This is a genomic window from Candidatus Pristimantibacillus lignocellulolyticus (assembly GCA_023639215.1).
In the GTDB taxonomy this organism is placed as follows: Bacteria; Bacillota; Bacilli; order Paenibacillales; family Paenibacillaceae; genus Pristimantibacillus; species Pristimantibacillus lignocellulolyticus.
Genome location: CP097899.1, coordinates 4457100 through 4482808 on the forward strand (window position 1 = coordinate 4457100; position 25709 = coordinate 4482808).

Below are 25709 nucleotides of genomic sequence, written 5' to 3' on the forward strand. Positions count from 1 at the left end.
ATGGAGTTGATCTAATGAAACAATTATCTAAGCGACAGCTATCTATATTAGAGTTTATTAAGCAAGAAGTAAAAGATAAAGGTTATCCACCTTCTGTTCGCGAAATTGCAGAAGCAGTTGGATTATTATCAAGTTCTACTGTTCATGGTCATTTGGATCGACTAGAAAAAAAGGGATTTATTCGTCGTGACCCATCGAAACCTCGTGCCATCGAAATTTTAGATCAAGATATGATTGAATCAGAAAGTAATATCATTCCGTTTCCAGTTAAACATATTCCTGTTGTAGGTAAAGTAACTGCAGGTATACCAATTACTGCGACTGAGAATATTGAAGATTACTTGCCACTATCTGCTAACTTTGTAGGCGAGAGTAACGTATTTATTCTTAATGTTATCGGGGAGAGTATGATTGAGGCTGGTATACATAATGGAGATTTAGTCATTGTTAGACAACAACAATCGGCTAATAATGGAGATATTGTTGTAGCTATGACTGAGGATGATGAGGCTACTGTTAAAACATTCTACCGTGAAAAAGATCATATTAGATTACAACCAGAAAATTCATCAATGGAGCCAATTCGTTTGCAGAATGTAACTATTCTTGGAAAAGTAATAGGACTATTTCGTGATATGCATTGATTGTCTAATTCTATTATATTAATTTAGAATAAAATGATAGACCATCAGCTACAATGTATCTGATGGTCTATTTCATTTAACTAATTTCATTAAAGAATGTATCAGCAAAGATGACTATGATAAGTTTTAGCTTTTGCTTCCAATGTAACTTTTTATTAATGAATGTAACATAAACGAAGACTATGAAAAGTTTTAGTTTTTGCTTCCGAGGTAACTTTTCATTAAAGATTGTATCATCATGAAAGACTATGAAAAGTTTTAGGAGTGATTGGTTTGAAGAAATGGATTTTGATAAGTACTCTTTTGTTTACCCTTTTATTATCTGCTTGTGGGATTGATACTACTATATCCCCTTCTATCAATTCCGGTACAACGGGAAGTAATGACGCTAGCCCAGAACCTACAGTTAATTCGGCAGTTACAACACAAACTAATCCCGATGAATATGACTATGTTCTTGTATTCCCTAGTGATAGTTATCCTGAAACTGCACTTCATATTTATAGTGCGTTAGAAAACGGTCATTCGGATGTATGTACCATTGATCGTGATGGAGCAGATGCCAATCGTAAAAAGTCATTAGCTGGTATAGACACCAAAGAAGGTTATGATCGAGATGAATGGCCTATGGCAATGTGTGCTGAAGGTGGAGAAGGTGCTGATATTGCTTATATTAATCCAAGTGACAACAGAGGTGCTGGAAGTTGGGTCGGTAATCAATTATCCGCTTATGAAGATGGCGAGAAAGTATTATTTATAGTAGAAAAGCCAAAAAATCTATTTGGTAATAAACCTTCTAAAGATCTCAATATTGATGAGGATGTTACACCTACAGCCAAACCAGATAAACTAGATTCTACTACTACTGACAGCAATTCAACTGACACATCATCAAGCATTGTATACAAAAATTGTACAGAAGTTCGTGAGGCTGGTGCAGCCCCTATTTTAAAAGGTGAACCTGGATACTCTAAAAAGTTAGATCGTGATGGAGATGGCATAGCTTGTGAAGTTTAAGTGATATCTTCTCGTAATCTAGACAACAATCAATTATAAAGTTACCTTTTGAGAGTCCTAAGCCAATACGGTTTAGGGCTCTTTTCTATTAAAAAGAACAATGAATATTTTCTTCAGATTTCTCATTAATTTGTCAACTTTTCTTCTACTCCAAACGTTTAATATATATACACAACAATGAACTGAAATATTAGCTCCTTCAAACCAAATGAAAGAGTGTCTCTTGCTTCTGTGTGTTTTAACGAAAGGTGTGAAGGTCATGTACATCCCTGCTCAGTCAACAGCCCAAAGAAAAATTGCAATTCAACAAAGAAAAAAAAAGAAACGAAGGCAACTACTCGCTCTAATCGTATTAATCGCACTAATTATTCCGTTTTACCATTATCCCGCTAAAGCTGTCCAACATTATGTATTACCGTTATTCTCAGGTTCAACTGTATTATCAGAATTAGATCAATCACATCAAACAACTGACATTACACCGAATAAGAAGCCAGATTCCAACGAAACTGATTTACCTATTGTACAAGAACCTGATTATGAAGCAAATGATGATGTCAACACTAATAATGGCGTAACAACCTCACCACCACATACTGCACCACCTGAAATTGCGCCTGAACATACTAAAACACCGGAATCAACGCCTGTACCTACTGAGAGACCTGTTACAACACCTGATCCTGAACTCACTGAGCCAGTAGAAACGGAACAACCACCTATTAAGGATCCAGAATCTACTACGCAGCCAGACAAAGGAACTGATCATGAAACTACCTTACCTCCGGATCAAGGTGCAGATAAAGATCACAGCAATAAGAAATACGTGGCACTCACGTTTGACGATGGGCCTGACACGAAGTATACTCCTGCTATTTTAGATATATTAAAGCAACACAATGTGAAAGCTACATTTTTTGTTGTAGGAACACAGGTTGAAAAACATGGATCGGTTCTTCAAAGAATACTAGATGAAGGACATTCCGTAGGGAACCATTCTTATAATCATGCAAATTTAACTAAACTTACTAATAAAGAAATTGTTAAGCAAATAGAGCAAACAGATGAGTTAATTAACGCTGTTATTGGCTTTAAACCAGATTGGATTAGAGCACCATATGGGGCTGTCAATGATATGGTTAGAGAGTCTATGAAAGATGACAATAGAAGCTTCATTGGATGGGATGTTGATACACGAGACTGGGCTGGAAGTTCGGTTCAAGAAATGAGACAAAACATAAACAAGAATACAAAATCTGATAGCATTATTCTAATGCATTCATTTGGCGGTAAACATATTAAGAACACAGTCGAACTATTACCTTATATTATTAATGATCTACAAGAAAAAGGATTCACACTAGTTACATTAGACGAAATATATAAAAACAAGGCTTAGTTCAAGCCTTGTTTTATTTTTTGCGAGAAATTATAGCTGAGAACTAGTAAAGTTAATTTGCAAATTTACATTCTCTATTATTCACTTTATATTTGAAAATATTTTAATTGCATCTTCCTTGCTAGTTTCAATTGCAAATCTACCATTTGTTGGCCATTCACTAAAATTAAATTCTTCTAGTGATTTATTCATATCTGTTTCCGAATTAAATTCATATATCTTGACAGGAGAATTATCCATATAAAAAACAACTCCGTCTGTTGCATTTATAAGTTGGAACATTGGTTTTTCTTCCACGTTAATCTCTATACCAGCTTCTACAAACGCACTTATAAAAGTTTCAAGTTTTCTTTCATCTGAAATATCACTTGGTGTTTCCGAGCCCTGTGTTTCCGCAGTTGACGATTCATTCCTAGGTGTTTCCACAGATATTGATTCATTTTTTGGTGTTTCATTACTTGATGCCTCATTAGTTGAACATGCAGACAATAATAACATCAACACTAGTACTATTAAACTTAAATATAGCTTTTTCAATACTGCAACTCCTTCATAATAGTTTCCTATATATTACCACAATTATCAGTTATGGTTTTGTTTTTTAAATAAAGTTTCACAACCATTCTAAATTTTTTGTATATAGGCAAATATCGTGTCCGTTATAGTTTCCAGTCCATAGACTATTGTGAATAATAATTATAGGAGGCTATTTATGAACAGTAACGATTATCAACAAATATGTTGGAACTGCATGAATAAATATGTTGGCATTCAAACGGCAGACGGAAAAGCTTATGACGGATTTATAGCACATGTTGATCAAAATTATGTCACACTTGCAATTCCCACCGATGAGATTGTCGATCGACTAACTGGATTACCCGCACACGAAGCGTACAGACAGTTTGGCTTTCACCCTGGATTCTTCCCTCGACGCAGATTCTTCCAACGCCGAGTTCCACTCTCGACTATCGGAGGTTTATTTTTACTTCCATTTTTCTTCTAATCATAGTTTAAGGGGATGATTACTCATCCCCCTAAAAAAATATATTATTTCGTTACATACTTTTGAACCTTTCATGGTTACTTGTGCTCAAAATACTCAATAACCCCATTTTTATAATGCCTTATATTCATCTACAGCAATTCATTTCTATTCTCATACAATAGATTATCTTCACTTAAGGAGGTGCCGCAAAATGAGTAAAAAAAGAATTCATGTTATAAAGCTTAGACCTGGTCAAAAGGTGCTTGTTATCGCAAAAAAACACCACCGTCATAACAACACAATTTAACTTTTGAAGAAGGAGCGCCATTAGGCGCTCTATTTTCATTTTCACTTATATTGCGCATTCTCTAATATAACTACTTTTTCTTCTTTAGAGTTTTCACCCATTTTTTTCGTGTTTTCGACCAGTCTAAAAATATTATCACAACATTGCTTAGCTCCTATAACTAATAATGGAACACCAATGAAATCAATTTTAAGTCCTCTTGAAAAGAAACCTCCAATTGACATTAATAAAGGTACTGTTGGCGAAGTATTTGAAAATATTATCGTCTCATTAAAATGATGTTTACTACCAAGTAATAAACTTAAGTCTTTTAACGCTGGGACCACAAGTTTAGAGGACTTCCTACCAATTGTATATACGGAATTCCCCTGTTCATCAATACCGTGAAATATTATTCTGCCGAAATCTTTTTTCGTCATCTTATTAAAAAAATTAACATTTAATATTTCTTCCGAAGTTAGTTTTCTTTCGGATTGGGTAATTTGTTTTAAATGATAAGCTGCTGCCAATGATGTTGTATGTGTCCCGCCATAGTCATTATAGATATAAATCATCGTACCATCCCTCAGTTTTTATTATGTTATAGGATGGGCATGTACAATAATTTCTATTCTTTAAAGTTGTGTTCGATATTGGAGATCTCATATATTACATATTTTACATTTTTATGGTATTGTTCATTTATTAATATAGGATTGGAGTTGTTTTAATTATGAAACTCAAGAAAACGATTATAATTGCTATAACATTATTCTTACTTTCCTCTTCCTTTCTAGTTGCATCGGATAATGTGACGTCTTATCTTTTCAAAGGTAAACTATTTATTAATAATGAGATTGTCAATTTGAAACAAGATATTTTTAGCATTAATGGTAGTGTATACGTACCTGTCCGAGCTTTAGTAGAAAAAATGAGAGGGAATATTAGTTATAATAAAAGCAATCAAACTGTTCATATTGAAGAAGCAAACTCTTTAGATAAAAAATCAACAGTAAATAAAACAATAAAGAACGATCAGTTTACCCTATCTGCTTTCTCCAGCAAATCTACTTTTAAGTATGGTGATCAAATTGAACTTTGGTCGCGTATTACCAACCATACAGAGCATTCTATAAATATATTACACGGTGAATCATTAATTGAATATTCGATTACAGATGTTAATGGATTTACTAGTAAAGAAAATTATGGATTAGCTTTATTGCCTAGCTCGTACCAATCTGGGGATGAGCTTCATTCTAACATCAAACAAAATTCATTTTTAACATATAATCTGAACAAAATCGGATTAGATAACAAGGATGATATTTATTCTTTCTATAATGAATCAGCACGACCTTCTGTTTTACCACGTGGAGATTACATAATTACGGTAACAGCAAAGTATACAATTGATGGGGATGATACACATAAAATCAAAACTTTAGAAGTAGCTATTCCACTTACTATTGAATAATTTCATAGTGAAACCTAAATAAGATGCGCCTGTAAATACAGTCAGCATCTCATTTAGGTTATCTGATAATAAAATATTATTAAATGGAACATATCCGGATTCCCTTGTTTTATTAATAATTTGCATTGCTAACTTTCATAATATCCAAAAAAGGAACTTTAGTAATTTCTCCATCTTTACTTACATGTACTAGCTTCGTACGCGAGTCCATTACAACAATACACCCTATTACATTATCTTCCCAATTCCATACTTCTAACTCTACGATAGTATTTTCATTTTTTGCTTCAACTAATCGTTCTCCTAATTCCTCTAATTCAAACTCATCTCGAGTTGGACGTTTTGGTTTCGCATTACCCTTTTTTGGTTTCGGTATCATTCTATATATGCTCCTTCAATTTCACTTATTCAATATTTGAATCCGTCCTTTTGAGCGAACAGTGTATCTAATTTCATATGCTCCTGTAGTCATTACCTATATTTTATGCAAAAGGCTTACCACCATTAGCTTCTAATTATACACGAACGTACGATCTTATTACAAGGTTTGAAATTAATATAATTTTAGTTTCAAATATTCCTTAAAACTTTGGACATATTAACAAATAAAGGAGTGATAAGGATGCATACTGTGTGGAAAGGTGCTATCAGCTTTGGATTAGTACATGTACCCGTAAAAATGCACTCAGCTACTGAGGACAAGGATATACACTTTAGACAACTTCATAAAGAATGTGGGATGCCCATCGCATATGAGAAAAAATGTCCACATTGTTCTAAGGATGTTCTAGCTGAGGATATTGTAAAAGGGTTTGAATATGACAAAGATAAGTTTGTGATTGTAAATGAAACAGAATTAGAATCAATAAAACCTGAGTCAGCTCGTATTATTAAAATACTTGATTTTGTTGAGTTAACAGATATCGATCCAATTTATTATGAAAAACCTTACTACTTATCGCCTGATATGACAGGTGCAGGGGCATACAATTTGCTAATGGAAGCGATAAAGCGAACAGGTAAGATCGGTATAGCTAAAATATCAATACGAAGTAAAAGTAACTTAGCAGCCATACGAGTCGTAGATAATTGTCTATGTCTAGAAACCATGCATTTTCCGGACGAAATTCGAGCTATAAATCAGGTACCAAACTTACCTCAAGCAGTAGAAGTTAACGATAAAGAATTGCAAATGGCTATCACATTAGTAGAACAACTAAGTGAAAAATTTGACGCTAGTAAATATACCGATGAATATCGTGTAGCATTAACTGAATTGATCGAACAAAAAATAGCTGGAGAAAGCATCGATGTCATAAATGCCCCTTCTGCTACTAAATCAAATGTTATAGATCTAATGGCGGCATTACAAGCTAGCTTAGAAGTCACCAAACCCCAACCACCAACACCATCTCCTAAGCGTAAAAAAAGAACTAAAAAGGAAAATGTATCATGATTGATATGCCTCTTCCAGCTGTACCAATGGCCCCAGTCAACTCTAGTGAGATTCCTATTGGACCAGAATGGCGTTATCAAATTAAATGGGACGGAGTTCGAACTCTAGTCAGATTAGATGGTAACGGCGGTGTGGAGTTATTTTCCAAGCGTGTAGAGCCACGTAATGATACTTTTCCCGAGATTGTTGAACTACTTAAGCCATTAAGAATCGGAGCTTGCGTACTAGATGGAGAAATAGCTTATTTTGATGGGACTCGGCCCAATTTTCAGAGGGTACGTCTTGGCGTAAGTAAGAAGAAATTTGATAATTCATTGATCTTTGTTGCATTTGACATTCTCTACGATCAAGGCGTAGATATTAGAGGTTTAACATTTATTGAACGATTCGAACGGTTGCAACGGTACTTTCCAAAGCCACAGCCTAGACTTATGGTTTCAGATATTTTTGACGATGGTCAAGGTTTATGGGATTGGCTACACGAGCGTGAATGGGAAGGTATTATTTCCAAGAAAATTGATAGCCCGTATGTAGAAGGTAAAGGTCATAAGTATTGGTATAAGAAGAGAAAAGAACTTAGATTGCATGTTGATGTTGTCGGCATTAAGCTCAAAAACGGATTAGTATCTAGTCTCATATTACGTTACAAAGATAAATACATTGGACACGTCTCTGGTTTAGACCAAGCCTCTAAAAGACTGATTCTAGAGTTTGCTACTGAACATCAGGGTGTATGTCCTTTTGAGAAAAAACCTAAATATGATGCGTTATGGCTAAGTGTCCCTTTCGTTTGTAAAGTAGCAGCTTTGGAATTTAGTGAAAATGGATTGTTACGGCAACCTAAACTTCTTGGTTTCGGAGTTTAACTCGTATGTTAACAAACAACTTAAAGGCATGCTAACAATATTTACATTGTAGTTCAACAACTTATTTCACAAACTCAATAAGCATCAATTCAGTATCAACAATTACTTCAACAAGAACAACAAAATGCTAGAATATTAGAACAACTTGTACAAAAGGAGCTACATGCTTCCCAAGTTATACAAACAGTTCTACAAGGTCATCAAACCGCCACTAATCAGCTAAATCAAATTAAATCTCTTTGTAATCAAATTAGCTCAATTCAATACAAATTAAATAGATGAACTTATTTACATTAAAAAAGTTCAATTTAAAAACCTTCCCCTGCCCCATTCATAATGATAAAAATCCACTCGACCATATTGGTTGAGTGGATTTTATTTCTTTCAAACGTTGCAGCTATAAATAATACCTCTATCTCGTACTAAGGTTTTCTCAACGTTTATTTTTACTAAAATATTATTGTATTAGTTGGGTACACTATTGAAAAATTAGCAGGAGGTTACAATATGTCGAAAGATGGCTTTATTAATGAACAACGAGAGCAATACACTGATCTCGCTACTGTAGAATCTCAACGAAATGACTTAGTTGCAGAAGAGTTCACAGATGGTCCTTATGGTTCACCTGTTAATGCTGAGTCTTTAGGAAAAAGTACGGCTTGGCGCGTTGATCAACGTCCTCCTAATCGTTTTGATTATGAAAATCGCGAGTTGCATTCCGGAAAAGAACGTGAATATCCAGGCGATCAAGGACAAGGTAATGCCGCTTTAGAAACGTTCAACGAACCTGACGAGTAAAATTCGAAATTCTTGATTTATTAATTTCCAAATTTTCCATAATCCTTAATTGATACCTTTGTATTGCAGAGTACCTCTACATTGGGATAATGATCGTGCCAAACTAAGTTACTCCACTGATTGTAAGTAAGTGAATTCCTTACGTACTTTCCCATACCTAAACTATCAACATTATTTTTTTGCATTTCTTTAATCATTATTTTCGCTTGCTCATTGACGTATTGAGATACAATACCTTCTAGTTCTTTTATATCCTTGTCATTTGCTAGACGAAGATCACCAACATACTCCAAAATAGCACCTTTAATATTCAAACTTATATCAACTGTAAAATGATTTTTTTCAAGATTAGATGTTACTTTAATATCACGTTTACTGTTTAAACTGCTGAGCATTACATGTTCACTTTCTTCACTTATCTCCTTTAAGTTGATACTTATTTCGCCCTGTTTAAAGTTTTCGTACAAAAACGCCGAGAAGTATCACTTTCTTAAATCTTTAATGCGATGTTCCATACAACCCCACTAAATAACCTTCACTCCAATGAAGGTCTACTCAGACAACCTAAATTGTTGGTTTTTGGTGAAATTGAATAAATGACTCTATACATCTTTAGGACCTGACACTCCCTAGTAACAGGGATTAGATATAAAATATCTGACCATAATAGTAGTATTAAATTTAGGAGGCAATTAAAAAAATGAATAAGAGTAATTCAAATCCGATGCACGAATGCGAGCAAATGGTTCAAATGTTGATTCAGCAGACTACTCACTCTTACCAAGTCTATGAGCAACTAAAACAGCAAGAACAACGAAATGCTATGCAACTTCAAAGTTTAATATCTAAAGAAAGGCAAGCTATACAAACAATACATACTGCTCTTCAATCTCATCAACAAGCTATTGCAGAAATGGAGCAAGTAGTAGAATTGTATAAACAAATTGTACCTACACATAATAGTTCTTCTTCAACTAATTAAGGTGAGATTTACTCTGGTCAATAATTTCAAAATGGTGGATAAATCACAAACTAATCAGAAAAGATAATTAGTTTACATTCGTAATATTTTTTGGAATAATTCACGTTGGTTTTGCCAACAAAAAAAGCCCCTACTACTGATGGGGACTGACCCCTTTTTTTGAGACAGGGATAAAACACCTTCTATGCAACCAGTTTCCGATATTCAATCGGAGACTGGTTGTTTAGTTTCGTTTGAATGCGAAAGTTGTTATAATAATAAATGTAATCTCTGACTGTCTGTTCGATGATTGCAGTAATTGTACAGGTCAAATGGTCGAGATAGAATGTTTCTCACTTTAGTGTGGCGTGAAACGATTCAATGGGGGCATTATCAGCCTGTAGACACGAAACATTTAGATATTGAGGTAATACATTGGAACAATGTAGGGTATTCATTTTGGAAATCACTTGGATTTAAGGAAATGTAACAATACCTAATCATTAAAATGTACGGATTATAAGTTTTCAACAACTACGGTATTTCCAAAATTCACTTCAAAAAGTAAGTCAATTAATTTCGCAGCTGTATATTCTGGTGTTTGTAACTTCCCCTCTTGTGCTAATTGTATAAATTGATCTACATAAGGAAAATTTTCTTTACTCACTGAACGAATCTCAGCTTGTAATTGTGTATCTATCATCCCTGGATATACAGAGATAACCTTGGTGGGATACAACTGATTTGACTGCTCTATGCTCACGCTCTTGGAGAATGAATCCAAACCCGCTTTCGATGTACTGTAACAGCTTTGTGCTGGCATGAGATAACGGGCAGAAGCTGATGAAATATTCATAATCCGCTTGTTTATGTCTATTTCTTGTGAATACCTGATGAAATTCGACGTTAAAATCATTGGAGCAATCAAATTTACATTCACATTCTCTATAATGCTGTTAGCTGTGTTTTGTTCAATTGGTGCCACAGGAGATAACATACCTGCATTGTTTATTAGGTATATAGCTGTTATTTCTGCATCACGTGTAATTGCGCTAAATATCTCATCGGATAGACTATCAATTTTACCTATATCATTAAGGTCAAAGGGGTAGTAACTCAACCTAACATTTTTCTCTCTTGCTCGTTCAATCAGCCGTTCATTTTTAGTCCTTGATATGCAAAATATATGATGATTATCAGCCATTAATTGATTGGCCATTGCTTCTCCAATACCTCTAGATGTACCTGTAATAATAAAATATTTCAATGGACTACTCCCCCCAATTTATGTTATTTGTCACTCTGTGCTCACATCTTTTATAAGAACACTATTCACTACTTCCTTCCAAACTCCCTCATAATCCATAGTGAAGTTCATCATCATACATCGGGATATATTATCAATGACTAATGCGAGCATATGAGCCTTGTAATCTACATTTCGCGAAGGTACTAATCCTAATTCTACCCCCTTTAATAACAGGTCACGAAATCCATTCAAAAAATCTTGCTGTATGTTCATTAAACGCATTCTGTAAAGCTCTTCACGTTCCGCTAATATCATAAATTCACTTAAAACCCTCAACATTGCAAAATGTTCTTGATTGTCATCCGGCAGCATTTCTAAGCCGCCTTGATACAATACCTCTATAAAATTCTCTTTAGTTACTAAATCCATCTTAAAGTAAGTGTAGAAATGATGATCTCTAAAAATATGCTCAAAAGTCCGGCTTATAAGGTCTTCCTTGGTCTTGAAATGATAGTAAATTGAAGGCTTTGTTATACCAACTTTACTTGCAATCATCCCTAAGCTTGTTCTTTCTAGACCATGCTCTGCAAACAGATCAAATGCTGCTTCTATTAGTTGATTTGTTGTAAGTTCCTTTTTCTTAATATTTATCCACTCCTCTAGTTATCTTACTGAAACATAGTATAAATGACATGGAAATAGAATATCAATAATTTAACGATCGTTAGTTAAATTATAGTTCGATTTTCATTGTTTATTTGAGTGCCTTCTTTTTAATTTCTTTATCAAATTTTCTGCGAAATATTTGATATCTTAAAAATATTAAGGAGTGAAGATCTAAATGATTTTACCGAAAGTGCTATTTCACCAGTTAACTCAACTGATATACCTATTGGTCCTGAATAGTAATCAAATTAAATGGGATGGTGTGCGAACACTAGTAACGCTTGGTGGTCAAGGTTGCGATGAGATATTTTCGAAACGAGTAGAACCACGTAATGATACGTTTCCTGAGATTGTGGAATTACTTAACCTTTGCAAATCGGTGCTTGTGTACTGAATAATGAGATAGCTTATTTTGATAGGACACGCCCCAACTTTCAAAGAATACGTGTAGAGTCTACAGTCTACATTGTAATAAGATAATGCATATTAAAAAAAGCCACTCTTTAATGAGTGACTTATTTTTCATTTAATTAACTTAAACCAATTTATTTCCTTTTTTCTTTACTTTGATTCCTGACGCTGATCTGCTGCTTCTGCTCTTTTCAATGCTTCCAAATCATTTTGATCGGCCTGATCAATTGCAAATTCTACATCTTCATTTTTTGAGCTAGGTATAGCTTTCTTTTGTTCATTATCCTTATTCAAAATTATCACCTCACATTTGCATAATTCCATTTAGGATGTCCACTAATTAGTTTTTTAAGTCATCATATGGCTATTCTATCTAGGAAATACTTACATTTCTTTTACTTAATTTCTTAAATACCGAGTATTCCTTATTGGACTTAATAAAACTTATTATCTTTTGGGCACACTCTGTTGGATTCATCTCTTCCGTATTTATTTCAAGGTCATATTCATCAAAGCAATATACGTTGCTAAACTGCGAAGCTGTTAGTCCAATCTGCCTATCTCCTCTTGTTTGCTCTCTTCTTATGAGTTCTTCTTTCGAGCATAGTACACCTATAAATAACGTAGGCTGATCGAAAAATTGATCAAGAAACTCATTAAACTTCTTGTCATTGTCGATTACAGTATCTACTATTACGTTAAAACCCATTTCTGTTAACAATTTAATTGTCGAATAATACACTGAGATTATGGAATCATCAAGTATTTGTGAGACAACTTGATGATCTATTTCTCTTATAGGTTCATCTGGAAATTTATTATTAATAAAATCATTATAATTATTAAAAAAATCATCAATTGATAAATGAATGTGCTATAGCTCGTATCATAAGCCCTGTCATTATCTATCCATGAACATATGATATTAATATATTGGTACTAGCTCCTCCTAGATAATGCTAGAATCAATAAAAATTAATAGAAGGTGGAGATAACATGGGTTACTACGGTCCTCACAAAAGGAAGCATAACGGATACAAGAACAATAATTTCAATCACAATACAAACAACAATACTTTTTATTTAACTGGTGGACTAGCACCGGTCACTCCTGAACCAACCTCTGGGTTTAGAGCTATTAATAATACAGTTTCTCAACCCCTTGCCGCAAACACTTTTGTAAAAGTCTTATTCCCCACGGAACAATTCGATTTAGAAAATGAATACGATCCAACAACATCTATATTTATCCCTAAATCACCAGGTGTATATTCCATTATTGCGAGTATTAATTTCTCTCCAACAATTCCCTTCCAAAATTACAGAGCACGTGTTGAAATTCATCTGAATGGCGGAGCAGCCGTCGCAATTGATAATGACTTCTTTGGTCCAACATTACCCGCTTTCGTTAATGTAGCAAGTGTCTCTGCTATTCTTCAATTAAATGCAGGAGACCGAGTAGAAGTTTTTGCTACAGCTAACATTGCAGGAACGCTTGAAGGGCCAAATGTTGCCGATGCTGGCGCTGGCTCGAATTTTCAAGCAGCTAGATTCAAATCATAACGTGCATCGCGACACGATTATGTCCCAAACCTATCGAAAGCGTCGTTACCCTCACCTGTTTGCGTGCTCGGCAGAGATTCCACTCTGTCGTTTTTTTGTATACTGTACATTTTATAGCTAACTTTGATTCAAATTTTCATTGTGTATAATGTTTTCTAATTGGGTAGTCGAAATCTACAATCGAAAAAATGAGTCCCTCAATAGATTTGAGGGACTCATTTTTTAGTATTATGATTACTTAATATAAACTGATGAAGTATCTTTATCCCAACGTACCGTCATATCGAAAAACTCGCTTATCATCCTAAGCGGAACAAATAAGGAATTGTCAATCGTCGTCACTTGTGATGCTTCAAGAATGAGAGTTTTTCCATTTTTCGTAGCTGTAGCTGTTTTATTGTTTTGGTTCCATGTGACGTTTGCACCTAATCGTTCAAATACTTCACGCATAGGAACTTGTGTTGAACCGTTGATAATTACAGGTTTTTTACTAAAGTAGACCTGGACATTATTAATAAAGACTTGCACACCAATAATGTTAGACCAGTCATATGTACGAACTTTTTGCCCATAACGATAAATCATCGTTTTCTTTGTAGCAGGAATAGCAAAAGGTTCCTCGAGTGTAGTGAAATCGTAAAGGTATTGTTTAGATCGTGTATGGAGCATAGAGATAGGATCATATGCGATAAGTTGAACGACATCAGGGTTCATCGCAGGTCGAAGGTAACGAATATCTTCAGAGCCAATAACGGGTAGTGAATTTTCAAAATAATGGACGATGTTAGTTGTCCCTGTATGTGATATTTTATCTGAAAAACGACCAACTGTGAAATAATAGGTTAGATTTTTGTTAGGATCAATAGTCGCTGCAGTAAATTCAATACGATAAAACCAAGAATTTTCTCGATATTCTGGGGTGAATGAAACTAATTGTGGTACCACATTAGTTTCAATCTGTCCATCAGGGACAAGCCCTGTAAGTTCTTGGATATAGGCTTGTAATTTAGGTAATTCATTAACATGAGGAATGAGTTCATTTTCTACGTCAGTCATTCTAGGCATATCTCCATTAATGATCTGAGCGGTCCTTCTTTGCTCCTTTTCCCCGTAAAGTGCAGCATAGTCATCCGCCATAATTTCATGTAAGGACCAAGTATGCTCCTGCGTACTAGTTGTTTGCGCTCTAGTATACAGAATTGGGTAATCTTTTATCTCACGTAGACGCAACCATTTTTCATCATAAATAGATAGCCAATAGTTAGAAAAATGATGACCGTACTCGTGAGATAGAACAGTGTGAGGAGTTTCTGCTACTGTCCAAGATTCACCGTAATTTAAGTAAATGACTCCATCTGATCTATAACATCCAGAAGCATCTTTCAATTCACCACAACCATTACCTTTTGCAACAACAATACCCTGGAGGGATGCTAACTCTTTACCAGTTCGATTACGTGTAATAAAACTTTTGTATAGTGTAATTAAATCAGATTTGGTCCAACCTGGGGCTTCACTCCGAAATACTATGCCTTCAGGGGAAGTATACGTGACACTTTCAGCATGGACGGTTGAAGGAATAAATGAGATTAAGGGGATAAGTAGTGCTACACAGATAAATACACAAGAAAATTTTTTCAATGTAAGCCTCCTAGGTTTTGGCATTAAAAAACCTTATTCATCATACAACATAAGTTAGTTTTCGACAATATTTACATTTATATAGATTACTTAATAATTCTTTTTCCTACAACTCATAACTTAGGTAAGTATTTCTTGTCATTCGGTTGCCAACTCAACTGTTGACAATCATTGGACTGATAATATTGCTCGTATCTGTTTATTTGGCTCAATCTAAAATATATTTGGTTTATCGATCTTAATGATATCACTCTAAAAGTCTGCAATAGCTACACAAAAAGAAAAACCCCCAATGCCAGTAGCATCAAGGGTTCCCCTAATTAGTAATGAGTCAAATATTGATCAAGTTCCCATTGGTGAACTTGTGTGCGGTACATATCCCATTCAATCTCTTTCAATTCATAGAAGTGAGCTAGTGCATGATCGCCTAGTGCTTCACAGATGACATCACTACGAAGTAGTTCATTCAATGCTTCACGAAGATCGTTAGGTAAGCTGTGAATATTTTCATCCAAACGCTCTTCTTCTGACATAATATAAATATTACGATCAGTTGGAGCTACTAAAGGTGTTTTATTACGAATACCATCTAGACCCGCTTTCAATACCACAGCAAGTGTTAGATAAGGGTTAGCAGCAGGATCTGGGTTACGAACTTCTACACGCGTAGAAATACCACGAGAAGCAGGAATACGAATCATTGGTGAACGATTGCTCGCTGACCAAGCTACGTAACATGGTGCTTCATAACCAGGAACTAGACGTTTGTAAGAGTTAACAGTAGGGTTCATAATAGCAGCCATAGCACGTGCATGGCTCATAACACCAGCCATAAAGTGACGTGCGTCTGAACTTAATCCTAGTTTATCACTCTCATCGTAGAACTTGTTCTCATTCCCATCGAATAAAGAAACATGACAATGCATACCTGAACCATTTGCACCGTATAACGGCTTAGGCATAAATGAGGCATGTAGACCATGTACACGTGCTACTGTTTTTACAACTAATTTAAATGTTTGAATTTGATCAGCAGCGCGGATAGCATCTGCATACTTAAAGTCAATTTCATGTTGACCTGGAGCAACCTCATGGTGAGATGCTTCAATTTCAAATCCCATTTCTTCTAATGTAAGAACGATATCACGACGACAGTTTTCGCCCATATCCATTGGTGCTAGATCAAAGTAACCACCATGATCATTCAATTCTGTAGTCGGATTGCCTTTTTCATCTGTTTTGAATAAGAAGAATTCTGGTTCTGGACCAACATTCATGCTTGTATAGCCCATTTCCTCTGCTTCTTTCAATGCACGTTTCAAGATGCCACGTGGATCCCCTGCAAAAGGCGTTCCATCAGGCATATATATATCGCAAATTAGACGAGCAATACGATCTTCAGTTACCCAAGGGAATACAACCCAAGTGTCTAGATCTGGATACAGATACATATCTGACTCTTCGATACGTACATATCCTTCAATAGAAGATCCATCGAACATCATTTTATTATCAAGTGCTTTGTCTAGTTGACTTACAGGGATTTCCACATTTTTCACTGCACCAAGTAAATCTGTAAACTGCAAGCGAATGAATCGTACATTTTGTTCTTTCGTAATACGTTTAATGTCCTCTTTCGTGTAACCCATGAAATCATCTCCTTAAACTTTTCATTTCTTCTCGATATAACTTAGCAACAATGAAAAGTTACTTCGAAAGCGCAATCCAGACTTTTCATTTCTTCTCTATATAACTTAGTAACAATGAAAAGTTACTTCGAAAGCGTAAACCAAACTTTTCATTCCTTCTCGATATAACTTAGCAACAATGAAAAGTTACTTCGAAAGCGTAAATAAACTATTCTCATATGAAGAGTTAAAATTAACGCTTATGCAAAAATCTAGATAATTGACCTTGAATGATTGATGTTTGACCTGGTCTTTTCTCAATCAATTGTTGTTTTAGCATACGGTGAAGCTGTGTATCAGACATTTCACGACGCTTCACTTCCGATTGTTCACTTACAATCGTAGCTTCTTCAGATTCTTTTGACACCGGATTCATAACTTGCTTGATTCCAGCAATATTGACGCCTTTTTCAATAAGCGACTTTATTTCAAGTAGTCTTTCTACATCATTAAATGAGAATAAACGCTGGTTACCACCAGTTCTTGCAGGAACAATCAGCTCATGCTGTTCATAATAACGAATTTGTCTTGCCGTTAGATCGGTAAGCTTCATTACAATACCAATTGGGAACAATGCCATGTTTCTACGAATATCGTCAGCCATATCGCACCATCCTTCCTATAGCTATAATATCATCATTGTACCTAGCTAGTATAAATATGTCAACCTGTGTAAGGTTTGGTCACAATTAAGCCATTAATCGTCATCTTTTCTAATGAAGTTAGGAGACCATATTTGACATGAGCATATGTCAATCCGCCTTGCATATAGGCAATATATGGTTCGCGAATTGGTGCATCAGCAGATAATTCTAGACTTCCACCTTGTATAAATGTTCCCGCTGCCATAATAACTGCATGCTCATATCCTGGCATATCCCATGGCTCAGGAGTAACATGTGAGTCGACTGCTGCCGCTTGCTGAATACCTTGTACAAAGGAGATGAGATGATCAGCTTGTCCAAAGCGAACCGCTTGAATTAGATCCGTTCGTTTCTCTTGCCATGTTGGTTTTGTCTCAAATCCAAGCTTTTCAAACACTGCTGCAGCTAGTACACTTCCTTTTACTGCTTGAGACACTAGATGCGATGCTAAAAATAACCCTTGGTACATCCCACGTAACGTACCAAGCATTGCACCTACCTCACCGCCGATGCCTGGAGCTGTTAGGCGATAGGATGCTGCCTCTACATATTGCTTCTTACCTGCAATGTATCCACCCGTCTCTGCAATACCGCCTCCTGGATTTTTGATCAATGAACCTGCCATCAGATCAACACCAACTTCTGTTGGTTCTAACAACTCAGTAAACTCACCATAGCAATTGTCTACAAAAATAATGACATGTGGTGCAATTTCGCGAATACGTGTAACCATCTCTTGGATTTGCGCAATATTGAATGACGCTCTCCAATCATATCCGCGAGAACGTTGGATGCCAATGACTTTCGTATTAGACTTAATACTACCTTCTACGGTATTCCAATCCACTTGTCCATCTTCTAACAAATCAATGGATTGATAAGAAATTCCCCAATCAGCTAATGAACCTGAACCGTCTTGACCTTTTCCTATTACTTTATGCAACGTATCGTAAGGTTTCCCAGTTATATATAACAATTCGTCTCCAGGGCGCAACACTCCGAATAAGGCGCAACTAATCGTATGTGTTCCAGAAGCAAAATGTGGACGAACTAAAGCTTGTTCAGCGCCAAAAACATCGGCATACACAAGATCTAGCACTTCACGACCTCGGTCATTGTAACCATATCCAGTTGATCCAGCAAAATGAAAATCACTTACCTTATGATTTTGGAACGCCTCAATAACTTTCCATTGATTTTGCTCACTTATACGCTCTATATCAAGAAATGCTTGTCTAATTTCTAATTCAGTTTGTTCTACTAATATTTCAAGTTCTTTCCATGTCTCGCTGCGTTGTTGTTTCATTACAAAGATCTCCCTTACCATCAATTAGGCACTTCCGCAAATAAATGCAGAAGTGCCTTCATCATTATAACTTAATATCTTCAGAACGAATACTAATTAATTCATTTCTAGAAGGCGGATACTTTGGATACTGCCCCATGAGACGAACGGCATGTTGTCTTATTGCCTTCTCTAGCAAGTTCCTTACATAACGAGCATTACTGAATGAGAATTGTTCGCTTTGCTTCGCTTGCATCACAAGCTGACGTAACTTGAACATCGCATGTTGGGAAAGGGAATAATCTCTTTCTTTGATCATCAACTCACCAATTTGCATTAATTGATCAACCGTATAATCAGGAAAATCAATCATGATGGGAAATCTAGATGGTAAGCCGGGGTTAGTCATTAGAAACTGTTCAATTTCGAATGGATAGCCAGCTAGAATAAGAATAAATTGATTTTTCGAATCTTCCATATGCTTTACAAGTGTATCGATCGCTTCTTTGCCAAAATCCTTTTCTCCGCCTCTTGCAAGACTATAAGCTTCATCTATAAATAATACTCCACCCATCGCCTTCTTAACTAAATCTCTAGTTTTTTGAGCCGTATGCCCAATATATTCACCTACGAGATCAGCACGTTCGACCTCGATGAGATGACCTTTTGAGAGCACTCCCATTTTCTGAAACAATTTCGCCACAATACGCGCAATCGTTGTTTTCCCTGTTCCAGGATTTCCTTTGAAGATCATGTGATACACTTGTGCCGAACCATTCAAACCAGCCTCTTGACGCATTTTCGTTATTTGCAACAATGCAAAAATTTCATATACGATTTGTTTAACTTGATCCATCCCAACCATCTGATTTAATTGCTCTTCAAATTCAGCGTAAATGTTAGGTGCGGCAACTGTTTTTTCTTCGCTATCATGCTTTTCTTCTATTATGTGAGCATCGTTTATCATTTGGAGCGGTTCATGATTTCGTAACACCACATTAATCTGACGTGATGAACGAGTGGATACGTAAGGCTCACTTGAAATCACTTTACTACTCATTACTAGCATCACCTTTCTTTCCTCAAAAGCTGTGCAAGCTATACGTAGTATCAGTGTATTCTAGCTACTAATTACATATTAGAAGATTCATGAATTTAACTCAAAAGTATATGCCTAATGGTGAAAGTAATTTATTCAATTGCCATTTCGTATAAGCTAACACTTCTCTAGTGTAATGATATGACTCATTCAACACTTGCGTTTTTACGCCATTTACTTGGACATTTTCCATATTTAAAAATGTTGCAATGTCAGCAGAACGCTCACCATGATAATTATGAGTAATGATGATGAACGAATTCAGATTATGTTGTTTGGCTACCTCATAACTGAATAATAGATTTTCATATGTATCAGTAGATTGTTTTTCTAGTAATAGTTTCTCATCAGGAATACCTGCTTTTATAAGATAATCACGCATCCCTTCTGCTTCTGATAATAATGAAGCATTAGAACCTTTACCCCCACTAAGTATTATGTAATCTATCGTTCCTTCTTCGTACAGAGTTATCGCCGCATCTAGCCGTTCTCGTAAAGCTGGACTCGGAACATTGTTCCATAGTGCTGCACCTAATACAATTCCCGCATCAGCATGTTGAAGTGAACCATCTTTGTTTCCATACAGAAGCAATCCATAACAATATAGACACCATATAAATATAAGTGAAATAAATAAAATAAATAGACGAAAACATTTCCCAAAGAAACCTATTTTCTTTCGAGGTCGCTTCACTTTCTTAACAACTACTTCTGAATCTTCATAAGATTCGTTATCGCTTGGCAATTTCGAACGATTTACTTGGTTGACTTTCATTGATACTGATCCTCCTTACGCATTGAAACACACCTACGATTCACTTAATTCCCATGCTTGATCGTAGACACGCTTATGTTTCATACTAAGTGTGAAATAGCGAAACTTCCCATTGCGAATCATCGACAATAATCTGTTCGCGGTTTTTTTGGCCATCGCCACATCTTTGTATGAAACATCTCCGCTCCTGAAGGCTTCTTCTAATTCATCTTCATCCATTAAAAACACTTCTCCACTAGGTAAGACGACGACATCAAGATACAGATCATCAAACCAAGGAACATGTTGCTCTGTTAAACCTTGATTTTTACATACATCAATGTACCATTGGACAACCTTTCCTTGTTTATCGAACATTGTCGTTACAACAAAATGTTCTCCTTTAGGGAAATGTTGCATCCACAAGTATCCTTCATCAGCTAGACATAGACGATGATTCCCATATTCTTTATACAACGGTTCTCGAAGCTCAAGTATGCGATAAAATGTAAGTAGTCCATGAAATTCTTTATTATCAAGCATCTTACATGAATAACTTTTACGTACGATTCTACGCCAGTTTGCTCGATCAGAAAATTTTCTTTTCATAGTAAACGTACCTTTCTTATTACACCATTAACACTATAATTGAAGCTTAACATAGTCGGCGCTAATATCCAACATTTACGAAAAAGAGAGCTCAAGAACTATAACGGTTTCGCATGTATTCTTATGGAATATCTAGCGTGAATGTCATATATGTCTTTGAGCTCTCTTCAACAATTATATTATTGAAAGTTCACAATAACGCTTTATGGTGTTATCAATCCTGAATTATTACCACCTTCAGGTGTAAACTCCTCTACAGGCGGCACCTCTTCCGAAGGCTCCTCTGGCACAATCGGTGTTGGTGTAGGAGTTGGCGTTAATTCAGGAGTCGGCGTCGGTTCTACCGTTGGCGGTGGAGTGACAATCGGTCCCTCTGTTGGATAAGGATTACCTTCAACAAAGTCATCATCATCACCATCCATTGGAACATCCGGTGTAACTAGATCGCCATCTGGAATATCTATGGAAACAGTATTGGATGGTTCACTTGAAATATTATTTTCTAGATCATGCGCAACTACATAGTACTGATAATTGTTGCCAGGGAACACAGACATATCATCCATCATATTTCGATCTTTAGTCTCAGCATAATGAACAAAGTTCCCACTATTCTGTTCCATTCGGAACACTTCGAAAGTGACGTCTCCTTCATATTGAATGTCCCATTTCAAAGTAACTTTTATAGCATTTTCATCATATGTGTAAGACAAATTACCCATCGTTAATGCTGGAACTTCTACTTTAGGAGTTTCAACTGGCTTAAAGTCATTTTTAGGAATGCTAGCTAGTGCAGGTTTCATTACTTTTGCAAATAAAGAGGCCGCTTGCGAGCTTCCACTCTTCAGTACATGCGTTGCATTCGTCTTGTCATAACCCATCCAGACAGCAGCTGTCCATTCTGCGGTATATCCTACAAACCATGCATCACGGTTACCTTTACCATTATAATCCGGAATACCATGTTGCGTTGTACCTGTCTTACCAGCGACTGGACGGTCAATCTGAGCTCTCTTAGCCGTTCCAGATTCTACAACACCACGCATCATCGAAGTAAGATACGCTGCTGTAGTATCTTTCATTAAGCGTTCTGCTTTAGGAGCTTTATATTTTTTCTCATATCCACCCTTACCAGTAATTTTAGTAATGGTGTGCGGATCTACAGACATTCCATCGTTAGCAATTACGCTAAACGCAGTTGCCATTTGTAGCGGCGAGAATCCTCTACTTAGTCCACCAAGTGCACTCGATAAATTCATATCATCATCAGTAAGTCCTACCCCTAATTTGGTAGCAAATGAATCAGCAGCTTTCAATCCAACTTCATTCAACAACCATACTGCTGCAAGGTTACGAGAATCTTGCAGAGCTTGCTGCATCGTTACTGATGCTGCGCCCCATCTATCTGCTGGGCAGTAATTACCAAAACATTTTTTATCATTTTTCAACACTGTTGATGGTGTAAAGTTACCTGTTTCTAAAGCAGGACCATAAGAGATAATCGGCTTATAAGCTGATCCCGGTTGTCTTGGTTGAGTAACACGATTCCAACCTTTTTTCACATAATCACGACCACCAGACATTGCCTTTATCTCTCCAGTTGCATGATCAATAATGACCATTGCACCTTGTGCTAATTCTTCATCAACACTTTCTTCAAAGTTATCTTTATTATTAAATTCAGTATCCATTGCATCTTGAGCACCAACACTTAATGTTGTATAAATTTGGTATCCGCCAACACGCAATTCTTCCTCTGATAGTCCAGTAACTTCTATTGCTTCTTCTACAACATAATCAATAAATGCTGTGTATTTAGAATTTGTAAATTTTTCTGCGTGATCTGGCTGTACATATTCTACAGCTTTAGCTTCATTCATTTCCGCTTCCGTAATATACCCTTGGTCGTACAACAATTTCAACACAACCGCACGACGCTCCATTGATGCTTCAGGATTACTAATTGGATTGAAACGGTTTGGTGCTTTTGGCATTGCTGCTAGTGAAGCAGCTTGCCATATTTCTAAATCTTCCAGGTTGGTATCAAAATAATATTCAGCGGCAGCTTTAATACCATGGATCCCTCGACCATAATAAATTCGATTCAAGTACATCGTCAAAATCTGATCTTTGGACATTTGTTGTTCCAGTGCAACAGCGATTGAAGCTTCGGTTGCTTTACGGAACACGGTTTTGTCTGCTGATAGAAACACATTTTTCGCAAGCTGCTGAGTAATAGTACTACCACCTTCAACTGCGCTTCGAGCAATGACGTCTTTCACCAAAGCTCTACCAATTGCGATAAAGTCTAATCCGGAATGTTCATAGAATCGTTGATCTTCTGTAGCAACGAAAGCTTGTCTAACAATTTCCGGTATTTCTGAAAACTCAGCTACTTCTCTATTATCTGTTACGTCATATAGTCTCGATATTTCTGTTCCACTTGCATCATAAATAATCGATGCTTCACCGAACTCTAGTTTATTTCCATTTTCCGCAAGTATTCTCTCACCATTAAAAATAATGAGTAAATATCCTACAATGGCACATACGATACCTAGTACAATCGCGAAGAAAATACTATAAAACCAAATTTTACCTTTATTTTTCTTTTTCTTCTTGCTTTTTCCTTTAGTATGATTTCTATTTGTTTCTTTTTTATTCGCTCGGTTATTTTCACCTTGCTCACTCATGCTGACCCCTCCTAAAACTTTTTGCAACTGCTTAGTATAACTTCTAATGTAAGAAAAAGTCGCTGCAGAAGCATAAGCACACTTCATTTACATGAAGTATATACAATAAATAGCAAAAGCAACCCAGCTTACGAAGGGTTGCTCCTGCATGCCGCTATCTAATTAGACGAAAAACATCTGAAAAAGTTTCAATTGCGACTAAACCGTTCTAATGGCTTGAATCTTGCTGCATTAAAGTTACGTTTCGTTGCGGAACAAAAGTAGAAATTGCATGCTTGTATACCATTTGTTGACGACCTTCTACTTCAATAATAATCGTGAAGTTATCGAATGCTTTAATAAATCCACGAATTTGGAATCCATTCATTAAAAACACGGTAACTTGAATTTGATCCTTACGAAGTTGGTTCAAAAATGTATCTTGAATATTAATAGATTTGTTCATATGGACGTTACCCCCGTCTACTTATAAGATTGATTAGTAATATATTCAAGATGATCTTGAAACTTTCCTGCTATTATAGCATGAATACGTTGTAAATTGTTGTGATTATTTTCATCCATGTCAATCCACTGTATGTCCTTCATATGACGGAACCATGAAAGTTGACGTTTTGCAAAACGTCTTGTGTCACGCTTTAGTAGCTCAATAGCCGCTTCATAACTACACTCACCTTGTAAATAAGCGATCATTTCCTTATATCCTAGCGCTTGAAGCGGTACAGCATGCAATGGCAAATCACGAGCTAATAGTGATCTCACCTCATCTAACAAGCCTTCCTCAATCATGAGGTCGATACGTTCTTCTATACGAGCATATAGCTTCTTGCGATCTCTCGTCAAGCCAAGTATACAAAGTTCATAAGGTGATTCTTTCACTTGATCTTTCTGTTGTTCGCTAAATGTGATTCCTGTAACATGATGCACTTCTAAGGCACGTATAACCCGTCGGACATCATTATAATGCAGTCGCTCAGCTGTAGGTGGATCTATGGATGCTAATCTATCGTGCAAAGCTTCTGGACCATGCTCTGCCACAAATTGTTCCTGCTCTAAACGAAAGACTTCATCTGAACCTTGATCAGCAAACCGATATTGATAACAGAGTGATTCAATATAAAGTCCTGTGCCACCCACGATAAATGGTAACTTTCCTTTAGCGTATATATCATCAATTAAGGCACGAGCGTTCGTTTGAAAATCAGCTGCAGAATAAGACTCTTCTGGTTCGCATATATCAATCAAATGATGAACGATACCTTCCCTTTCTTCCATCTTAATCTTCGCGGTACCGATATCCATCTCGCGATATACTTGCATGGAATCACCAGATATTATTTCAGCATTGTATTGCTTAGCAAGTTCTATACTAAGTGCTGTCTTACCAACCGCAGTAGGACCGATCAGTACTAATAATGGTTTTTTCAGCGAAGTTGCTCCTTGTCCTTCATAAGAAGGTTCAACAGTATTATTATCGATTGCTTCCACTTCCTTAATTATGTGTATCATTTAGAT

28 protein-coding genes and 3 pseudogenes are annotated in these 25709 nt (G+C 36.1%); 12 read left to right on the plus strand and 19 right to left on the minus strand.

Features of this window, described 5'->3' with window-relative positions:
• Positions 1–14: 14 nt before the first annotated feature.
• The 4 genes and pseudogenes from lexA to NAG76_19300 all read left to right on the plus strand — a co-directional run bounded on the left by lexA (position 15) and on the right by NAG76_19300 (position 3060).
• Complete coding sequence (gene lexA, locus NAG76_19285; protein URN93945.1) at positions 15–644, plus strand: transcriptional repressor LexA; 630 nt, start codon at positions 15–17, stop codon at positions 642–644.
• A gap of 420 nt (positions 645–1064) precedes the next feature.
• Positions 1065–1409: pseudogene (locus NAG76_19290) on the plus strand (NucA/NucB deoxyribonuclease domain-containing protein).
• A gap of 180 nt (positions 1410–1589) precedes the next feature.
• Positions 1590–1661: an excalibur calcium-binding domain-containing protein gene (locus NAG76_19295; protein URN96888.1), complete on the plus strand. Its 72-nt coding sequence runs from the start codon at positions 1590–1592 to the stop codon at positions 1659–1661.
• A 259-nt stretch (positions 1662–1920) separates the two neighbouring features.
• Positions 1921–3060 (plus strand): polysaccharide deacetylase family protein, encoded by a 1140-nt coding sequence (locus tag NAG76_19300; GenBank protein URN93946.1) that lies wholly within the window; start codon positions 1921–1923, stop codon positions 3058–3060.
• An 81-nt stretch (positions 3061–3141) separates the two neighbouring features.
• On the opposite strand, the gene NAG76_19305 is transcribed toward NAG76_19300, so the two are convergent.
• Complete coding sequence (locus tag NAG76_19305; GenBank protein ID URN93947.1) at positions 3142–3597, minus strand: hypothetical protein; 456 nt, start codon at positions 3595–3597, stop codon at positions 3142–3144.
• Between the two features lie 175 nt (positions 3598–3772).
• Here NAG76_19305 and NAG76_19310 point away from each other — a divergent pair, with 175 nt between their 5' ends.
• On the plus strand, positions 3773–4066 hold the full coding sequence (locus NAG76_19310) for a phosphatidylinositol kinase (GenBank protein URN93948.1): 294 nt from the start codon (positions 3773–3775) through the stop codon (positions 4064–4066).
• Between the two features lie 330 nt (positions 4067–4396).
• Here the strand turns inward: NAG76_19310 and NAG76_19315 are convergent, their stop codons facing one another.
• Positions 4397–4909, minus strand: coding sequence for a DUF3189 family protein (locus tag NAG76_19315; protein ID URN93949.1), 513 nt, complete (start codon positions 4907–4909; stop codon positions 4397–4399).
• A gap of 158 nt (positions 4910–5067) precedes the next feature.
• On the opposite strand from NAG76_19315, the gene NAG76_19320 reads away from it, so the two are divergent.
• A complete protein-coding gene (locus NAG76_19320; protein ID URN93950.1) occupies positions 5068–5811 on the plus strand; it encodes a copper amine oxidase N-terminal domain-containing protein in 744 nt (247 codons plus the stop codon).
• Between the two features lie 112 nt (positions 5812–5923).
• Here the strand turns inward: NAG76_19320 and NAG76_19325 are convergent, their stop codons facing one another.
• Entirely contained in the window at positions 5924–6190 is a 267-nt protein-coding gene (locus tag NAG76_19325) for a YolD-like family protein (protein ID URN93951.1), read from the minus strand.
• Positions 6191–6433: 243 nt separating this feature from the next.
• On the opposite strand from NAG76_19325, the gene NAG76_19330 reads away from it, so the two are divergent.
• The 3 genes from NAG76_19330 (at position 6434) to NAG76_19340 (ending at position 8931) form a co-directional block, all read left to right on the plus strand.
• Positions 6434–7267: a Ku protein gene (locus tag NAG76_19330; protein ID URN93952.1), complete on the plus strand. Its 834-nt coding sequence runs from the start codon at positions 6434–6436 to the stop codon at positions 7265–7267.
• A complete protein-coding gene (locus NAG76_19335) occupies positions 7264–8133 on the plus strand; it encodes a DNA ligase (GenBank protein ID URN93953.1) in 870 nt (289 codons plus the stop codon). Before NAG76_19330 ends, NAG76_19335 begins: the two co-directional genes overlap by 4 nt.
• A gap of 507 nt (positions 8134–8640) precedes the next feature.
• Complete coding sequence (locus NAG76_19340; protein ID URN93954.1) at positions 8641–8931, plus strand: hypothetical protein; 291 nt, start codon at positions 8641–8643, stop codon at positions 8929–8931.
• A gap of 20 nt (positions 8932–8951) precedes the next feature.
• Here NAG76_19340 and NAG76_19345 read toward each other — a convergent pair whose 3' ends face one another.
• Entirely contained in the window at positions 8952–9398 is a 447-nt protein-coding gene (locus NAG76_19345; protein ID URN93955.1) for a Ger(x)C family spore germination C-terminal domain-containing protein, read from the minus strand.
• Positions 9399–9631: 233 nt separating this feature from the next.
• Between NAG76_19345 and NAG76_19350 the strand changes: the two genes are divergently transcribed.
• Positions 9632–9913 (plus strand): hypothetical protein, encoded by a 282-nt coding sequence (locus NAG76_19350; protein URN93956.1) that lies wholly within the window; start codon positions 9632–9634, stop codon positions 9911–9913.
• Positions 9914–10095: 182 nt separating this feature from the next.
• Here NAG76_19350 and NAG76_19355 read toward each other — a convergent pair.
• The 3 genes and pseudogenes from NAG76_19355 to NAG76_19365 form a co-directional block, all read right to left on the minus strand.
• Positions 10096–10290: pseudogene (locus NAG76_19355) on the minus strand (IS3 family transposase).
• A gap of 119 nt (positions 10291–10409) precedes the next feature.
• Positions 10410–11159 carry a (S)-benzoin forming benzil reductase gene (locus NAG76_19360; GenBank protein URN93957.1) on the minus strand — a complete coding sequence of 250 codons (750 nt, stop codon included), beginning with the start codon at positions 11157–11159 and terminating at the stop codon, positions 10410–10412.
• 30 nt (positions 11160–11189) lie between these two features.
• Complete coding sequence (locus NAG76_19365) at positions 11190–11696, minus strand: TetR/AcrR family transcriptional regulator (protein ID URN93958.1); 507 nt, start codon at positions 11694–11696, stop codon at positions 11190–11192.
• Between the two features lie 286 nt (positions 11697–11982).
• Here NAG76_19365 and NAG76_19370 point away from each other — a divergent pair, with 286 nt between their 5' ends.
• On the plus strand, positions 11983–12201 hold the full coding sequence (locus tag NAG76_19370; protein ID URN93959.1) for a hypothetical protein: 219 nt from the start codon (positions 11983–11985) through the stop codon (positions 12199–12201).
• A 167-nt stretch (positions 12202–12368) separates the two neighbouring features.
• Here the strand turns inward: NAG76_19370 and NAG76_19375 are convergent, their stop codons facing one another.
• Positions 12369–12542, minus strand: coding sequence for a YfhD family protein (locus NAG76_19375; protein URN93960.1), 174 nt, complete (start codon positions 12540–12542; stop codon positions 12369–12371).
• A gap of 49 nt (positions 12543–12591) precedes the next feature.
• Positions 12592–13086 (minus strand): annotated as a pseudogene (locus NAG76_19380) (chloramphenicol phosphotransferase CPT family protein).
• Between the two features lie 128 nt (positions 13087–13214).
• Between NAG76_19380 and NAG76_19385 the strand changes: the two are divergent.
• A complete protein-coding gene (locus NAG76_19385; protein URN93961.1) occupies positions 13215–13781 on the plus strand; it encodes a complement C1q domain-containing protein in 567 nt (188 codons plus the stop codon).
• Between the two features lie 234 nt (positions 13782–14015).
• On the opposite strand, the gene NAG76_19390 is transcribed toward NAG76_19385, so the two are convergent.
• The 10 genes from NAG76_19390 to miaA form a co-directional block, all read right to left on the minus strand.
• Positions 14016–15422 (minus strand): copper amine oxidase N-terminal domain-containing protein, encoded by a 1407-nt coding sequence (locus NAG76_19390; GenBank protein ID URN93962.1) that lies wholly within the window; start codon positions 15420–15422, stop codon positions 14016–14018.
• Between the two features lie 320 nt (positions 15423–15742).
• Positions 15743–17071 (minus strand): type I glutamate--ammonia ligase, encoded by a 1329-nt coding sequence (glnA, locus tag NAG76_19395; GenBank protein ID URN93963.1) that lies wholly within the window; start codon positions 17069–17071, stop codon positions 15743–15745.
• A 232-nt stretch (positions 17072–17303) separates the two neighbouring features.
• The gene (locus NAG76_19400; protein URN93964.1) at positions 17304–17714 is read right to left on the minus strand and encodes a MerR family transcriptional regulator; all 411 of its coding nucleotides are present in this window, start codon (positions 17712–17714) and stop codon (positions 17304–17306) included.
• 59 nt (positions 17715–17773) lie between these two features.
• Positions 17774–19060, minus strand: a complete 1287-nt coding sequence (locus tag NAG76_19405) for a methionine gamma-lyase family protein (GenBank protein ID URN93965.1) — start codon at positions 19058–19060, stop codon at positions 17774–17776.
• Positions 19061–19124: 64 nt separating this feature from the next.
• Positions 19125–20099, minus strand: a complete 975-nt coding sequence (locus NAG76_19410) for an AAA family ATPase (GenBank protein ID URN93966.1) — start codon at positions 20097–20099, stop codon at positions 19125–19127.
• 100 nt (positions 20100–20199) lie between these two features.
• Positions 20200–20913 carry a YdcF family protein gene (locus NAG76_19415; GenBank protein URN93967.1) on the minus strand — a complete coding sequence of 238 codons (714 nt, stop codon included), beginning with the start codon at positions 20911–20913 and terminating at the stop codon, positions 20200–20202.
• A 33-nt stretch (positions 20914–20946) separates the two neighbouring features.
• The gene (locus tag NAG76_19420) at positions 20947–21501 is read right to left on the minus strand and encodes a DUF402 domain-containing protein (GenBank protein ID URN93968.1); all 555 of its coding nucleotides are present in this window, start codon (positions 21499–21501) and stop codon (positions 20947–20949) included.
• A 203-nt stretch (positions 21502–21704) separates the two neighbouring features.
• A complete protein-coding gene (locus NAG76_19425) occupies positions 21705–24194 on the minus strand; it encodes a penicillin-binding protein (GenBank protein ID URN93969.1) in 2490 nt (829 codons plus the stop codon).
• A gap of 208 nt (positions 24195–24402) precedes the next feature.
• The gene (hfq, locus tag NAG76_19430; protein ID URN93970.1) at positions 24403–24639 is read right to left on the minus strand and encodes an RNA chaperone Hfq; all 237 of its coding nucleotides are present in this window, start codon (positions 24637–24639) and stop codon (positions 24403–24405) included.
• Between the two features lie 17 nt (positions 24640–24656).
• Positions 24657–25703, minus strand: a complete 1047-nt coding sequence (gene miaA, locus NAG76_19435; GenBank protein URN93971.1) for a tRNA (adenosine(37)-N6)-dimethylallyltransferase MiaA — start codon at positions 25701–25703, stop codon at positions 24657–24659.
• Positions 25704–25709 lie beyond the last annotated feature (6 nt).